Source organism: Myroides sp. C4067 (assembly GCF_038039665.1).
GTDB lineage: Bacteria > Bacteroidota > Bacteroidia > Flavobacteriales > Flavobacteriaceae > Flavobacterium > Flavobacterium odoratimimum.
In genome coordinates, this window is record NZ_JBBPHJ010000015.1 from 36,908 (window position 1) to 52,997 (window position 16,090).

Here is a 16,090-nt window from a genome sequence, read left to right on the forward strand (position 1 = left end):
ACTTCATTGATTTATACACAAAAGCCAGTCAATCTCGACTGGCTTTTGCTTATATAATAAGTCTTATTCTCTTACCAATACCCTAGTGCTTTCCACCATAGGCCTCCTACTAGAATAAATATAATTAGGTTAACCACACTAGTTACAAAACCTACTTTCCACCATTCTCCTAATGTTGTATACCCTGTCCCGAAGATAATCGGGGCTGTACCTGTACCATAATGTGTAAGTGACATCATTATAGATGATGAGAATCCTAGTACTAATGCCCATAACATCTCAGGTGCTCCAAGAGCTATACCTGCTGCAAAAAAGGCTGCAAACATCGCTGTAATATGCGCTGTAGTACTTGCAAAGAAATAATGAGAGTATACATATACTAGAAGTAGTATAAGCGTAGCTGGTATCCACGATAATCCTAATCCTGCAATACCTTTTCCTACTGTTGTAGCGAGCCATCCTACTAAACCTAGTTTACCTAAGAAACCTGCCATCATCACTAAGGCTGCAAACCATACTATCGTATCCCAAGCCCCTGTATTTTTTAAGATATCTTCCCAAGTTAATACACCTGTGACAATAAGAATTCCCAATCCTAAGAAAGCTGCCGCTGTTGGTTGAACAGCAAAAGTATCTCCAAAAATCATTGCCGGAACTCCTGCCCATAACAATAATAAGATGGTAAACACTCCCATTGTAATATACTCAGGTAAAGAAATAGGCCCTAACTCATCTAATTGCTTTTTAGCAAATACTGGAGCATCAGGAGTTTTCTTTATCTCTGGTGGATAAATCATATAAATCACTAAAGGCATCACGATTAAAGCTACAAGGCCTGGTACTAAAGCGGCTAGTGCCCACATTCCCCATGTTATAGTGATTCCTGCAGTAGTACCTGCTAAAACCAAGCTAACAATTAATGGATTAGGAGCAGTAGCGGTAATAAACATCGCTGAAGTAATAGGATTGGCATTATAGTTCACTAGTGCTAAATAACGTCCTATCTTTTCAGCAGATCCTTTCTCTGGTTTAGAACCAAAGCTCACTGCAATAGAACGCATAATAGGGTGTATAATTCCTCCTCCCCTTGCGGTATTACTTGGTGTTACAGGAGCTAATATTGTTTCTGCAAAAGACAGTGCATACGCAATCCCTAGTGTTCTTTTTCCAAACAAGGAAATAAGGAAATACCCTATCCTTGCACCTAAACCTGTTTTCTTTAAACTTATAGAGATCATCACCGCTACTCCAATAAGCCAGATTAAATCATTTGAAAAACCACTTAAAGCATCTGCTAAAGCTGCTTTAGAGTTGCCTGGATTAGTTACACCTGTTATCGCTACTAAGGCTATCGCGACAATAGACACCGCTCCGATAGGTAGCGCCTTTCCAATAATAGCTGCGATAGTTCCTACGAATAATGCTAACAACTGCCACGCATTAGGACTAACGCCTTCTGGAACAGGGATAACAAACCAAATAATTAAAGTGATAGCGACCGCGATTAACGCTGGTACGGGTTTGATAGGTTCTAATTTACTTGCCATACGAGTAATTGATTTCTGTAGTAAGCTATAATCCCCAAATGAGTAAATACAATCTTAGTATAAAAGGGATATTTTTCACTACTTTTATTTATAATCTAAAATCAACAAAAATGCCAAACACACATTTTGTACAATATTTTTTTAGTTTTTTTATAACAAATAAGAACACTTAACTGTTATAATAGTATGTTTGTTATTTCTATTTTTCACTATTAAAGATAACACTTTATTATATAATATTTTCAGTTTTCAATCAATTTTTAACTACAAAATTCAAATTAACCACAACCTTAACACTATAAAATAATTAAAAAAATACAATCATTAACGTTTTTTAATATTATAATTCCGTTAATCCTTTATTAATAAAATCGTAAACTATGATATCCGTATATAAGATAAAGCCCTATTTTCAGAAATCACTAATGCCAATACTAAATGCATTACATAAAAAGAAAATAACAGCTAATCAGATTACTGTATTCGCTATTGTCTTCTCTTTTGTATTAGCAGTGCTATTTTGGTATGCAGATGTATATCACTTCTTCTTTCTTTGTTTGCCAATAGGTCTACTGATTCGCATGGCATTAAATGCACTAGATGGCATGATGGCTAGGTTGTATAATCAGACTTCTAAGAAAGGCGAATTACTCAACGAGGTAGGTGATATTCTATCTGACTTTATCTTATTTATTCCCTTGTTGAAGTTTCAACCGGAGAGCACCTATTTGATTGTCTTATTTATCGGCTTGAGTATTATCAATGAGTTCGCAGGGCTAATGGGTAAAGTATTAGGTGGAGAGAGAAGATATGATGGCCCTATGGGTAAAAGCGATAGAGCATTAGTATTGGGGATATATGGATTACTCCTATTCTTTGGTGTTAATCTTAGCGGAGCATCTTTATATATTTTTATCGTTATCAATTTACTATTAGTACTAAGTACAATCACAAGGTGCCGTAAAGCACTTAAAAACGCACAATAGATGACGAAGGAAGGAAAGTTTGCAGATGTACCCCTACGCGTTAGGACATGGTGTTATATCGTTGTAGTATTTGGCTTAGCACTACTACATCCGTTGAATTTATTAATGTTCATTATGTTCCTAATCTATTGGGGACAACTAGAGTTATTTACTTTTGCCATCCCTATAGGATCCCTAAAGTTAGGAGTAGCTGTATTGACTACCTTGATTATCACTATTTGTTTATTACTGCTACCTATTGAAGAGAGTTTACTTACTATACTTGGCTTAAGTATGATTGTTTCTGCTGGTATATACCTAAAATATAGAAACTATGCTTTCTTCTTAGTGATCATGACCATTTACCTGCTATCTACTGCGATATTATTCTATATCGGATTGGCAAAAGAAGGTTATAAATATCTCATTCTATTAGTTGTCCCAATGGAGCTAAACGATGTGAGTCAATATATGGCTGGCAAACTATTTGGCAAGACTAAGATAACTCCTCATATCAGCCCAAATAAAACACTAGAAGGCGTTATAGGTGGTATTGTGATGACTACAGGTATATTTAACCTGATGTACTATTTACTATTCGGGGAAGCCATTACGCTAAAGACTATTCTACTGGCGATGGCATTGAGTGTTTTAGGTTTTTTAGGAGACCTAACCTTCTCCTTAGTCAAACGAAGAGCAAATGTCAAAGACACAGGTACACTCCTTCCTGGACATGGAGGACTACTAGACCGTGTAGATAGTTTATTATACACCACTCCCCTATTTTATATTGTCATGTTATGGATCAAATAAAACCTTATAATCGCGTAGCGGTGTTCTCTGGTGGCGGAAGTCGCTTTGTGATGTACTGTGGTATGTATGTCGCGATGGTCGAACACAATATTCGACCTGACTTAATTATCTCAACCTGTGGAGCGACTATCTCTACATCGATTATACGCACCTTTAATACACCCGAGGCCATTAAAGGATATCTAGCATCAGACGAATTTCTGACTGCTGCGATGAATACCTTTTTGACTAATCAGACGAGACTAGACCGCCTTCCGTACTACTGTATCAAGCACAGTAAGAAAAAAGAGAATGCTCCCTATCTATTAGACCTGTTTAGCAAGTATTTTGTTGATCAGCCTCAAAACCTAGATGAGAAATTCCCTTCTCTACTAACTACACATACTGATGCGCCAGAGGTCATTACCCTTGGTTCTGAGATATTATATACACCTAAGCGAGTGAACAAAAAGAGAAAGGGCGAGAAAGCCTTTAAGAAAATACTTATTCCTACTGCTAATATTCCTCTTGATTCATTATATCAATATATTGATCAATATAAATTTGACACAAATAGTGCAGTAGAGAGAGATACAGAATTACTTCTAGGGGTAGAATCTTTAAGAGCGATGCGTATTAGTACCTCTGATATGTTCTATATGGCACCTGCTCAGTATAGAGGTAAACAGTATTTAGGAGGAGCGATAGACCTTATCCCTTTCGAACTAGCCACTACATTAGGTAGCGAAATATGGCTAGAGCACAAAGCTCCTTATTCTACTATGGAAGAAGGCTTAGTAAGAGCTGTATTTGGCTACAGTGGAAATGAACGACTTCAACAAGCAGCAGCTATCACAGCCAATAGATTAGACACCAGTGATATGAGACAAAAACTCTCTGGGGGCTATCTAAGCCGTAAGATTAATTGGAGAAAGTTTGCTTTAGAAATACAATTACCCATCTCTAAAGAAGACTGTAAAGAACAGATATTTAGACAATTTGACTATGGATATCAAGTAGTCCTTAATGCATTAAAACAATGAAAAATGTCTTTATCACAGGAGGTACATCAGGTATAGGATGGGCATTAGCTCAGCGTTATTTACAAGAGGGCTATCGTGTAGGTATTGGCAGTCGTATTCCTCATAAAGAAGGACATGACTTCTCTGTACATCCTAATCTAACTGTCTATACAGTAGATGCAACAGACCTACCTCAACTACGAGATGTTATAAACACATTTAGTCAAACTAAGCTTGATATACTGATAGCAGGAGCAGGTAATTATACAGATAGTGCCTTAGAGCATATTTCATGGGAAGATACCAATGCCATGATAGACAACAATATCAAAGCAACCCTAAATGCATTAGAAGTAGCGAGAGGCTGTATGCAGGACAACGGAGGAACCATCGTCTGTATCGCTTCGATATCTACCTTTTTAGACTATAAGGAGGCGACAATCTACACAAGGTGTAAGCAAGCAGTAGTAGCACTTACCAAAGCGTATCATCGCGCCTATAGGGATAAAGGGATTAAAGTCATCAGTGTGCATCCTGGTTATGTCGCTACACCTAGACTACTAGAACTCAACAGTGATGATTTATCTAAAAAACAATATGTTATCACCCCTACAGAAGCAGCTGACATCATCTATACTGATATTACACAAGGCAAAGAACTAATAGTCTTTCCTAAAAAGATGTATCGACTAATTCGCTGTTTACAGCTATTCCCTAAAGGAATATTACAACGTATTATGCACAAAAAAGCAAAATGGCAAAAGAAGAAATAACTCCTACTTTTAAACAACGAACCAAAGCAATGCTACTCTGTTATGCTGTCTTCATTATTTTATATATGACAGCACAGTATTACGCTGTATATAGAGCATTGGATTGGTCTGTGACCTTAGCGATAGATCACTATATCCCATTTATAGAGTGGATGATTATTCCCTATAGTACTAGTGGACTATTCTTCTTACTCGTTTTTTATTGGGTAGATTCCATCTATCAATTGAAATTACTGACTAAGCGTATGTTAGCAGTCACTATATTCGCCTTTATTGGGTTTATTGTATTCCCTATTCAGTTTACAGTAGAGAGACCTTTGCATACAGTGGCTTTGTTTACCCCCTTTTTTGACTTTATCACGACATGGGATACCCATTATAATCAAGCTCCATCACTACATGTAGCCTATGCAGTTGTGTTTATGACTGTTGTAGAACACACTAGAAGATTTAAGGTATTTACCAAAGTCTTCTTACATATCTGGCTTGCCTTAGTAGCGCTCTCTACACTATTTGTCTATCAACATCACACCATTGATTTGATCACAGCCATTCTAGTTTGTTTAGGTACTTTTATCTTTCTACCAAACAAAGAGAAAGCCCTATACCTCAATATAAAAAAAGGATTGATATATTTTGTTTTAGCGACTATGCTATTGGGGGTAGTTTGTTATTCACTTGAACTCTGTACTTCTATTTTATTGCTTTGGATAGCGACTAACCTTATCTATATAGGTACAGCTTATATTCAAAACAATATCTATTTTATCAAAGATAAACAAGGACAAATTAACTTGTGGAAATACCTTGTTCTACTGCCTTATATAACAACTTATTATATTCTGAGAAGGCTGAACAAAGTCTATTATCCTGTAGAAGTCAAAGAGATGATCCCTCAGCTCTATATCGGATCTTTACTTTCTTCTAAAGAAGCTTCAGCTCATTTTGGTTCAAGTGAAGTGATAACCTATGACCTATCTGCTGAGATGAAGGAGAACAGTTATTTATTACACCATTCTGCCTATCACTTTTATCCGCTTTTAGATATAGGACAGGCTAATCAAGAATATATTCAGCATATCGTAACACATATTATTAACGCTTATCAAAACAAAAAAAACAATACTGTAATCTATATACACTGCGCTATGGGACTGTCTAGAAGCATGACTATAGCGGCTTTAGTTTACGCTTATTATACAGGTTGCACACAAAAAGATGCGCAGGCATATATACAATCTATTAATCAAAACGCTATCTTTAAATTATAAATTGCTATAAAAAACACTAATATATGATAGAAGGAACATTCACTAGCTTTGATAATGCAGCTATATTTTATAGAGCTTGGAATTACAAAGAAGGACAAAAAACAATGATTGTCCTACATCGTGGACATGAGCATTCTGCTCGTTTAGCAGAGTTTGCACAGAGTGCTCCATTTGCTAATTATAACGTATTTAGTTTTGACTTTAGAGGGCATGGATATACAGAACAGGAAGTATCTCCTAACTTTATGGACTATGTGCGAGACCTAGATGCCTTCGCTCATTACCTAAACCATACCTATCAGATACACTATCACGACACTTTCGTAGTAGCCAATAGTATTGCTGGGGTTATAGCAAGTGCTTGGGTACACGATTACGCTGTTCCTATCGCAGGTATGGCATTACTTGCTCCAGCATTCTCTATTAAACTATACGTTCCTTTGGCTAAAGAAATGATAGCACTGGGTACTAAGTTTAAACCAGATATGATTGTGACAAGCTATGTAAAGTCTAAGGTATTAACTCATGAAAAAGATCAACAAGTAGCTTACGATAGCGACCCGTTAATCACGAAGTTTATCAATGGGCGTATGCTTGTAGACTTATTGGATGCAGGAAAACGCATTGTAGATGATGCAGCGGCTATTACTGTACCTACGATTGTCTTCTCAGCTGGGAAAGATTACGTAGTCAAGAACAAATGGCAACAACGCTTCTTTCACAATCTAAGCAGTAACCTAAGAGAGTTTAAAACACTTAAAGACAGCTTCCACGGTATCTTATTTGAAAAAGGACGTGAACAAGTGTATAAAGACATTGCTAAGTTTATGGAGAAGAGCTTCGCTGCTCCTAAAGTAAAAATCAACCTAAAAGCGGATAAGTTTACTACTGATGAGTACTACCAAATGTTATTTGGTCTATTGCCATCTGTCGAATTGCTATCTTATAAAATCCAGAAGAAACTATTAGGTATAATAGGTCCTCTATCAGAAGGAATGCGATTAGGACTGTTATATGGTTTTGACTCTGGTATCTCTCTTGACTATGTGTATAAAAACACTCCTCAAGGGAAGTTAGGCTTCGGTAAAATAATGGATAAGAACTACCTTAACGCTATCGGATGGGCAGGTATTCGCCAACGAAAAGTTCATCTATTACAACAAATAGACAAACAGATAACGCTGTTACAAGAACAAGGAAAACCTATCAAGATACTAGACGTAGCGGGAGGTACTGGTAATTATTTATTCGACATCAAAGCAAAATACCCTGATGCAGAAATAGTAGTCAATGACTTTAAACGTTCGAATATTGAAGTCGGAGAAGCTTATATCAAACAGCACAATCTAACTGGTATTCGTTTTACGAACTATGATTGTTTTGATCTAAACACTTATCCGCTATTCAACTTTGAGCCAAATATTACTATCATTTCAGGTATTTTTGAATTATTTGATGATAACGATATGATTTGCAATACCATCAAAGGAATAAGTAGTATAGCGACTAACAACAGCGTGATTGTGTACACAGGACAGCCATGGCACCCACAGTTAAAAACAATTGCCTTTGTACTAAAGAGTCACAGAGATACAGACTGGGTAATGCGTCGTCGTTCTCAGTATGAACTTGATAAACTATTCGCTTATAACAGCGTGTTTAAACAGAATATGTTAATCGATAACTATGGTATATTCACAGTATCCGTAGGTAAGATTGTCAAATCATAAATAACAAAAGCCCTCAATGATGAGGGCTTTTTTATTACTACTCAGATTGCTCTAAGTAGCCTAATTTTGTGAAGGTGTGAAGGTGTGAAGGTGTGAAATCGCTGTTTTCTGTTCCCCGTTCCCTGTTTTCCGTGACACGCATAATAATGCGTCTCTACATGATGTGACAGATGTTCCTCCTTGCGCAAACTCTCCCGACTTTCCTATTTTCTGTTCCCTGTTTCCCGTTCCCTGTTTCCCGTTCCCTGTTTCCCGTTCCCTGTTTCCCGTCCCCTGTTTCCCATTCTCCGTTTCCCGTTCCCTATTCCCTGTGACACGCATAATAATGCGCCTCTACATGATGTGACGGATGTACAAAACTCTTAACTAATTACTTAAACTTCTCTAGATAGTCTAGTGTGTTTACTAACTCATACTTAGGGCTGCGTTCTAACCACATATTAAAGAATGCAGTATGCGTTCCCCCCATTAATATAAATACACGATCATCTTTCGTCAGTGGTATTTGGTTTAGGTTAGAATACATCACTAAGTTACGGTGATAGAATTTAGCTGCTTCATCAGCTCCTTCAGACTTGCCTGGAGAAGACACATGAGTCAGCATATCAGCATTCAGATTAATCAAAGCATCGAATACCTCTTTTTTATTATTGAAGTAAAGCATTTGCTTCACATCCCTCATCTTTTTTTCTCCTTCATCTAATACTTTAAAACAAGCCGCCATATAATCATCATATAATTGCTTATCATTGTACCTTCCTACTTTCTGTGCTATCATATAGTTATATCCTTCAGAATAATCTATACCATATAGTTTATCTACATTAGTTAATCGTCCTAATTCAAAAGCTAATAAAGTTATTTCATTAGGGTTTTTAAATACCTTATTGGGATTTGTCAAGTACTCCTGATAAGACTTGTTTAAACTCTCGTTAGATTCTGGTAATTGCTCTACGATAATCACAGTTGGTTTAAAGGCCGCTAAAGCTCTAGCTACCTCGTGTATCATCTCCTTGTTTTTGGAATTGTGTTCATCGAACTCTGTAGTACTCGCATCAGATGTATACCCCATGTGAAACGTTCCCATATTCAGTACTGGGATAGGGTGTTCTGATTTTAGATTATCGTTTACTTGAGCATTGGCTATTTGCCCTCCCATTAAACACATCGCAAATAAACTGAATAATTTAGTTCTCATAATTGTTTGTTTTTTTATAGTTCTATTTTTTTGTTTTTTGGTGATGTCGTAACGTGTATTCTCCCGACTTCCCTATTTCCAGTTTCCAGTTTCCTTAAACTTCTTTAAATATTCTTTTGATTATAGGACAAAGATGAAATAGTAAGCGCTTTCTCTTTTTACTTTTTCGACCAACACTCTATTTTATCCGATGAACACTCTTTATTTAAAAACTAAGTTTTTATAGCTTTACAAAAAACAATACTTATGAAGACAGTAGAGGTTTTATCCATCCAAAAAGAAAGAAAATTACACTTACTCTTATGGCTATTCATCATCTATATTTACTATGTTCACTTAGATTATAATGCTCCATATTTAATTAGATTTACTGATTTCTCTATTCTAAATAATACCACTGCTATCATCTTCGTTAGCGTTTTTTACTTTCATTACCTTTACATTATGCCTCAAGTGATGAAGTCGTTCACTTGGAAAAAAGTTTTTCTAGGATGGCTATCTTCTTATCTCTTTTTCTTGGTAATAAGAGCTTTTATAGAACAAGGCGTCATATTGTGGATATGGGGCGTACAGAATTATTACCCTGGTACTCCAGTATTATTTTACATCTTTGACAACTTATACTTTAGTCTAATTCCTATTCTTTCTTCTACTATCACTTTTATTATCATCTATTTGATTCGAAGTCTACAATTAAATCAAATTATAAAACAAGAAAAAAATGAAGTAGAATTGCGCTTTTTAAAATCACAGATAAATCCTCATTTCGTCTTTAATACACTAAACAATATCTATTCTTTAGTCTATCAGAAGTCTGAACAGGCGCTCCCTGCTATAGATAAATTAAGTCAACTCATGAGGTATATGACTTATGAAACGGATACAGATCATATAGAACTTCAAAAAGAAATCAACTATATACAGGACTTCATTGACCTAGAGAAAATGCGTATCGCAGGACAAACACATATCATCCAAGACATAGATATAGAAAATCCTAGTCTACTCATTCCCCCTTTATTGTTACTTCCTTTCATAGAGAATGGTTTTAAACATGGAATATTAACAGATCAAGAACATCCTTTTACAATTGCGATTAAACAGCATAATAACCTACTTGAAATACATACTCAGAACAAGACTAACAATTATAACAAGGATAAGACTAGTGGAATAGGTCTAGCCAATATCCATAAACGCTTAGATTTACAATTTCCGAATAAACATACTTTGAAAATTACAGAAGAAGAGAATATCTTTACTTGCCAACTATCCATTGAATTATGAGTTCTATTAAATGCTATATATTAGATGACGAACCTTTAGCGGTAGCCTTACTAAGCGATTATGTACAGAAGTCTCCTCAGCTAGAACTAGTAGGAAGCTCTACCTCTGCATTAACAGCTTTAACTGAATTACAACGACTAGACGTAAACCTGTGCTTCATCGATATACAAATGCCCGAACTAACAGGACTGCAAATCATGAATCTACTGGGGAGAAAGGCTTACTTCATCATCACCTCAGCGTATAACCAATATGCATTAGAAGGGTATGAGCATAATGTAATCGATTATCTATTAAAACCGATTACCTATGAGCGTTTTTTTAAAAGCATACAGAAGGCTTCTCCCATTATACAGCAAAATAATCTAGTGACAACTCCTCCAAAAATAGATCAAGAGAATCACTTATTTATCAAAACAGATGGTAAGCATATCAAAGTACTCTTTAATGATTTAAAGTATATAGAAGGGTTAAAAGATTATTTGGTATTACATCTAGTGAATGAACGTCTTATCACGCTATGCACTTTAAAGGAGATGGAAGATAAACTACCTAGTCATCAATTTATCCGTGTACATAAATCCTTTATTATCAACAAACAACACTTAGATACTATAGAGCGCAATAGACTATATATAGATAAGGCCATCATCCCTATAGGAGAGACTTATAAAAAAACGGTATTAGGTCAACTCTTGAAAGAATAAGTACTTACTTCTAATTGATTACTTCCTCATATAAATCTAGTATACTTCTTATTCTATTGAGCATTTAATCTATCTTACTATTCTTATAGTTTTCATACTACTTGCTTTTATATACTTCAATACTAAATATAATATGCATCCATAGTGACTCCGTTAAAACTGTCAAAAAAACGGACTTACTATGGACTCATAACGGACTCACTACGGACTCATTCCTATTGAAACTTGTATAACTCTTTACTATAAGAACATTCTGGATACAAAAAAAGAAGATGATCTTTCGGATCACCTTCTAAGTGTTGAGTTAATTTTAAAACAACAATAATGAACTATGTGAGGTAAAATTACTTGATGCCAATTCAAAATAAATATAGATATCAAATGTAATTAGAAGAATACTAACTCATTTCAATGTTTTATATCTAATGAAGTATATTCAGACAAATAAGAATTAAAAAAAGACTACATCACTGTAACCTTCTAAAAATTTCTTAACACTTTAATTGTAATTGTTTCCTTTTCTAAGGAAAGAAAAATAATAACGAAAGATTGATAAAAAGATAAGGGCAATTTTACTCTATCAATCTCTCATCGTTTTTAATTTGTTTGGTTACTGCAAGCTATTACATTTGATAAGAAGAACAAACTATAAAAGCTGACCAATTTCAAACATTATCCCCCCTATTCCACTTTTACACTTTGAATTATAGTGACAACACCTCTATTTCTTGGTTTTGGACAGTCAGAACTTGGTAATTATTTAACAACACTAAAGGCAATTTATCCTTATATTCTTGATATACTTGTTCAGCTACTTCTGTAAAAGGTTCACATCCATAATGTACTAAAGGATATTGATCTATCATTCCCATTGCCTTGTATTCTGTCAACTTAGGGGCAAATGATTTGTCATCCATTGCCTCTATATATCGAATGTCAGGACACATCACAACACTTCCTGCCGAAGTCCCTATATACAGCTTCCCTTTAGACACCTCTGCTTTTATTAAGTAATCAGCACCCATTTCTTTTAAAGTTTGGAGTAGGTAAAAAGAGTTTCCCCCAGACATAAAAATGTAATTATTAGTAGTTACTTTCTCTATAATCTCTTCATTACTTGCTGTACTCAGTTCTAATACATCTACAATGATTCCTAAACTTTCGAAAGCTTTCTTATCATTCTCCACATGCCCCACATACTCTTCTACTACACTGGCAGTGGGAATAAAGGTCACCCTTTTTCCGTGCACCTCTTCACCAGCAAAGTCGCTAAATAAACTAACTACATCACAGAATGAAGAACTTAAAAACATCTTTATCACGATACAAATTCTTAAAATTGATAAAACTAAAGTACAATTCTTACTAATACGCTTTTGCGATTAATTATAGCTATTTTCAAACCACAATTTACTATATTGACCTCAGTATAAACTCAATGTTAACTGAGAAGAAGAGAATCTCTCTTTATTCTCTAATTCTAATAAGAATTTCTTTCTCCAAATCCCTCCTCTGTAGCCTGTCAGACTACCATCAGTACCTATAATTCGGTGACATGGGATCACAATAGCTATTCTATTCATTCCATTCGCATTCGCTACAGCTCTAATACTTTTTGGAATCTGTAGATACTCCGATTGTTCTTTATAAGATTTTGTTTCTCCATAAGGGATATGAAGAAGCCCATGCCACACCTGTTGTTGGAATGCTGTTCCTATTAGATCTAAAGCAACACTAAAAGTAATTAGCTCTCCTTCAAAGTACTTCTTCAACTCCTCTTTTAATTGGGTAATATGCTTGTTCTCTCCAGGTACAATCACGGCATTCTTCTCTTTACTAAGATGATCATACTCCTTCTGTATTACCTCTATATCAGCAAACTCTAATAAACAAATTCCCTTATCTGTAGCACAGACCACGATAGTACCGATAGGAGTTTCTAGTTGTTGTAAATCTATAATACATTGTTCTGTACTTTGTCCCATAACGAATAGAGCTTATTTTCAGTCTACTAATTTAAAACTAGAATACACATCGACCAAATACTACAAAACAATTCTACTCCTGAAATCTTTCATTCATTCTATAGCTATACTTAAATCACTCAGGACTATCTGTCTTATATAACTACTCTTGACAACAACACTATTCTAAAATAAAATAGGTTCCGAGAAACAATCGGAACCTATTCATTGCTGACTTACTAATCAAGTCATTTATAAAGAAATCTACTAGCCAACTAAATGAGTAAATAGTGCTTCATTATCATTTAAATACTGATAATTAAAATTATGTTTCTCTAATTGTTTAATCAGATGATTATAATCGAGTCTGTTGGCTAGTTCTATCCCCACTACTGCAGGGCCTCTTTCTCTATTATTCTTTTTGGAAAACTGAAAATAAGTGATATCATCATCTTTCCCTAGTACTTCATTGACAAACTCCTTTAACGCTCCTGGTCGCTGTGGAAAATTAACGATGAAATAATGCTTTAGCCCTTCATATAAGAGTGAGCGTTCTTTTATCTCTTCTGTACGAGTAATATCGTTATTACTTCCACTTACTACACAGACTACCTTTTTGCCCACCAATTTATCTTTATACAAATCAAGAGCAGCTATACTCAAGGCTCCAGCTGGTTCTACCACTAGTGCTTCTTCATTATAAAGCTTGAGAATAGTAGTACATACCTTTCCTTCGGCTACTGTTATTACATCGTGTAAACTCTCTTTACAAATAGCAAAGTTTAAATCTCCAACTCGCTTAACAGCAGCCCCATCTACAAAGGTGTCTACTGTATTTAATGCCGTATTCACATTCTCTTGGATAGAAGTCTGCATAGATGCTGCTCCTGCTGGTTCTACTCCTACTATATGTGTATGTGGGCTTAAATGTTTAAACACAGTACTGACTCCGGCTGCTAAACCTCCTCCTCCAATAGGGACGAATACATAATCAATAGGCTCTTTCATAGCCTGTAATACTTCTAATGCTACAGTACCCTGACCTGCGATTACCTCTTCATCATCAAAAGGATGAATAAACACCGCTTTATTCTCTTTACAATACAAGCTTGCTTCTGCATAACAGGCGTCAAATGTATCTCCTTTCAAAACGATGTTAACCTTATCTTTACCGAATAGTTTGACTTGATCTATCTTCTGTTTAGGAGTAGTAATCGGCATAAATATCGTTGCGTGGATATCTAGATGATGACAAGCGAAAGCGACTCCTTGCGCATGATTACCTGCACTAGCACATACTACACCTCCAGACTGCTCGTCTGGAGTAAGTGTAATAACCTTATTATATGCTCCTCTCAACTTATAAGAGCGTACAGGTTGCAAATCTTCTCTTTTCAAATAGATATCTGCCTGATATACTGTACTTAGGTTTAGATTTTTCATTAAAGGAGTCTGGACGACGACTCGTGCAATATTCTGTTGTGCTTGATATACTTTTGTCAATAAGTTCATGATTGGGATGGTCTTAGTTTTCTCACCTCAGCACCTGTTTGCCAAAGTTCGCTTTCTCTTAATTCTTTTAATTCTTCTTCTAGCTTAGCTCTGTAATCTTTCTCGCTATTTGCCTTAATCACAATCTCTGCCTCTCTTCCTGACGCTACACTCTCATATAACTCTTTAAACACAGGAGTAGTCGCATCTCTAAATTTATCTTTCCAATCTAGTGCTCCTCGCTGTGCTGTAGTAGAACAATTAGCATACATCCAGTCCATTCCTCGATCTGCTACTAAAGGCATTAAACTCTGTGTCAACTCCTCTACGGTCTCATTAAATGCTTCGCTAGGTGTATGCCCTTTTGATCTCAGTACATTGTACTGTGCTTCAAAAATACCTGCAATAGCTCCCATTAACACTCCTCGTTCTCCAGTCAAATCACTATAAGCCTCTCGCTCAAATGTAGTCTCAAACAAATAACCTGAACCAATAGCAATACCTACTGCTAAAGCTCTCTCCTGCGCTCTACCTGTAGCATCTTGGAAAATAGCATAACTTGAGTTTAATCCACAACCTTCCAAGAATAATGTACGCAAAGATGTTCCTGACCCTTTCGGTGCTACTAAAAATACATCTACTCCTGCTGGTGGAATAATATTCGTTTTCTGATGAAAAGCGACACCAAAACCATGAGAAAAATACAATGCTTTACCTGTTGATAGATTACCTTTAACTGCCTCCCACGTATGGATTTGTCCTGCGTCTGATAGTAGGTTCATGATAATCGTACCACGTCGGCAAGCTTCTTCAATATCAAATAGCGTCTCTCCTTCTACCCATCCATCAGCTACTGCCTTATCCCAACTGTTAGAATCCTTGCGCTGTCCTACGATCACATTGATCTTATTATCTCTTAAATTCTGTGCCTGTCCTGGTCCTTGTACTCCATAACCAATAACAGCCAATACTTCATTTTTTAATACTTCTCTTGCTTTATCTAATGTAAATTCTTCTCTTGTCACTACATTTTCTAGTGTTCCTCCAAAATTAATTTGTCCCATTTTTTATAGTTTTTTGTGATTTTGTTTTTTTGTGATGTCGTGAAATCGTTTTTTTGTGATGTTGTGATGTTGTGATGTTGGCGCGGATTTGTAATCCGTGACATATATCTCGTTTAAAGCTCTCTTGACTTCCCTGTTCCCTGTTCCCTGTTCCCAGTTTTCTGTTCCCTGTTTCCTGTTTCCTATTTTCTATTTTCTAACGTAGCGCCTACCTAGTAAGAGTAGTGCGACAAAGCGGTGACTCCCTAGCCGAAGGCAACTTCCTTAAGGCGTAGCCAT

14 protein-coding genes are annotated in these 16,090 nt (G+C 35.8%); 8 read left to right on the top strand and 6 right to left on the bottom strand.

Going from position 1 to position 16,090, the window contains the following annotated elements:
• Positions 1-71 precede the first annotated feature (71 nt).
• Complete coding sequence (locus tag AABL87_RS11740; RefSeq protein WP_039330078.1) at positions 72-1,547, bottom strand: DASS family sodium-coupled anion symporter; 1,476 nt, start codon at positions 1,545-1,547, stop codon at positions 72-74.
• A 380-nt stretch (positions 1,548-1,927) separates the two neighbouring features.
• On the opposite strand from AABL87_RS11740, the gene AABL87_RS11745 reads away from it, so the two are divergent.
• The 6 genes from AABL87_RS11745 to AABL87_RS11770 are packed head-to-tail and all read left to right on the top strand — an operon-like array spanning position 1,928 to position 8,100.
• Positions 1,928-2,533 carry a CDP-alcohol phosphatidyltransferase family protein gene (locus AABL87_RS11745; RefSeq protein ID WP_341277386.1) on the top strand — a complete coding sequence of 202 codons (606 nt, stop codon included), beginning with the start codon at positions 1,928-1,930 and terminating at the stop codon, positions 2,531-2,533.
• A complete protein-coding gene (locus AABL87_RS11750) occupies positions 2,534-3,325 on the top strand; it encodes a phosphatidate cytidylyltransferase (protein ID WP_341277387.1) in 792 nt (263 codons plus the stop codon). It begins immediately after the preceding gene.
• Positions 3,313-4,347, top strand: coding sequence for a patatin-like phospholipase family protein (locus tag AABL87_RS11755; RefSeq protein WP_341277388.1), 1,035 nt, complete (start codon positions 3,313-3,315; stop codon positions 4,345-4,347). The genes AABL87_RS11750 and AABL87_RS11755 overlap by 13 nt, the downstream gene beginning before the upstream one ends.
• Positions 4,344-5,099 (top strand): SDR family oxidoreductase, encoded by a 756-nt coding sequence (locus AABL87_RS11760; RefSeq protein WP_341277389.1) that lies wholly within the window; start codon positions 4,344-4,346, stop codon positions 5,097-5,099. The genes AABL87_RS11755 and AABL87_RS11760 overlap by 4 nt, the downstream gene beginning before the upstream one ends.
• Positions 5,081-6,370, top strand: coding sequence for a phosphoesterase (locus AABL87_RS11765; RefSeq protein ID WP_341277390.1), 1,290 nt, complete (start codon positions 5,081-5,083; stop codon positions 6,368-6,370). Before AABL87_RS11760 ends, AABL87_RS11765 begins: the two co-directional genes overlap by 19 nt.
• A 23-nt stretch (positions 6,371-6,393) precedes the next feature.
• Positions 6,394-8,100 carry a bifunctional alpha/beta hydrolase/class I SAM-dependent methyltransferase gene (locus AABL87_RS11770; protein ID WP_341277391.1) on the top strand — a complete coding sequence of 569 codons (1,707 nt, stop codon included), beginning with the start codon at positions 6,394-6,396 and terminating at the stop codon, positions 8,098-8,100.
• 370 nt (positions 8,101-8,470) lie between these two features.
• Here the strand turns inward: AABL87_RS11770 and AABL87_RS11775 are convergent, their stop codons facing one another.
• A complete protein-coding gene (locus tag AABL87_RS11775) occupies positions 8,471-9,298 on the bottom strand; it encodes a DUF5694 domain-containing protein (RefSeq protein WP_006261612.1) in 828 nt (275 codons plus the stop codon).
• Between the two features lie 246 nt (positions 9,299-9,544).
• Between AABL87_RS11775 and AABL87_RS11780 the strand changes: the two genes are divergently transcribed.
• Positions 9,545-10,585 (top strand): sensor histidine kinase, encoded by a 1,041-nt coding sequence (locus AABL87_RS11780; protein WP_006258337.1) that lies wholly within the window; start codon positions 9,545-9,547, stop codon positions 10,583-10,585.
• Entirely contained in the window at positions 10,582-11,292 is a 711-nt protein-coding gene (locus tag AABL87_RS11785; protein WP_341277392.1) for a LytR/AlgR family response regulator transcription factor, read from the top strand. Before AABL87_RS11780 ends, AABL87_RS11785 begins: the two co-directional genes overlap by 4 nt.
• Before the next feature lie 704 nt (positions 11,293-11,996).
• On the opposite strand, the gene AABL87_RS11790 is transcribed toward AABL87_RS11785, so the two are convergent.
• The 4 genes from AABL87_RS11790 to ilvC form a co-directional block, all read right to left on the bottom strand.
• Positions 11,997-12,605: a Type 1 glutamine amidotransferase-like domain-containing protein gene (locus tag AABL87_RS11790; protein WP_286432723.1), complete on the bottom strand. Its 609-nt coding sequence runs from the start codon at positions 12,603-12,605 to the stop codon at positions 11,997-11,999.
• 111 nt (positions 12,606-12,716) lie between these two features.
• Positions 12,717-13,277 (bottom strand): methylated-DNA--[protein]-cysteine S-methyltransferase, encoded by a 561-nt coding sequence (locus AABL87_RS11795; protein WP_006265712.1) that lies wholly within the window; start codon positions 13,275-13,277, stop codon positions 12,717-12,719.
• 246 nt (positions 13,278-13,523) lie between these two features.
• Positions 13,524-14,768 carry a threonine ammonia-lyase IlvA gene (gene ilvA / locus AABL87_RS11800; protein WP_341277393.1) on the bottom strand — a complete coding sequence of 415 codons (1,245 nt, stop codon included), beginning with the start codon at positions 14,766-14,768 and terminating at the stop codon, positions 13,524-13,526.
• Entirely contained in the window at positions 14,765-15,811 is a 1,047-nt protein-coding gene (ilvC, locus tag AABL87_RS11805) for a ketol-acid reductoisomerase (protein WP_025124250.1), read from the bottom strand. Before ilvC ends, ilvA begins: the two co-directional genes overlap by 4 nt.
• Between the last annotated feature and the right edge of the window lie 279 nt (positions 15,812-16,090).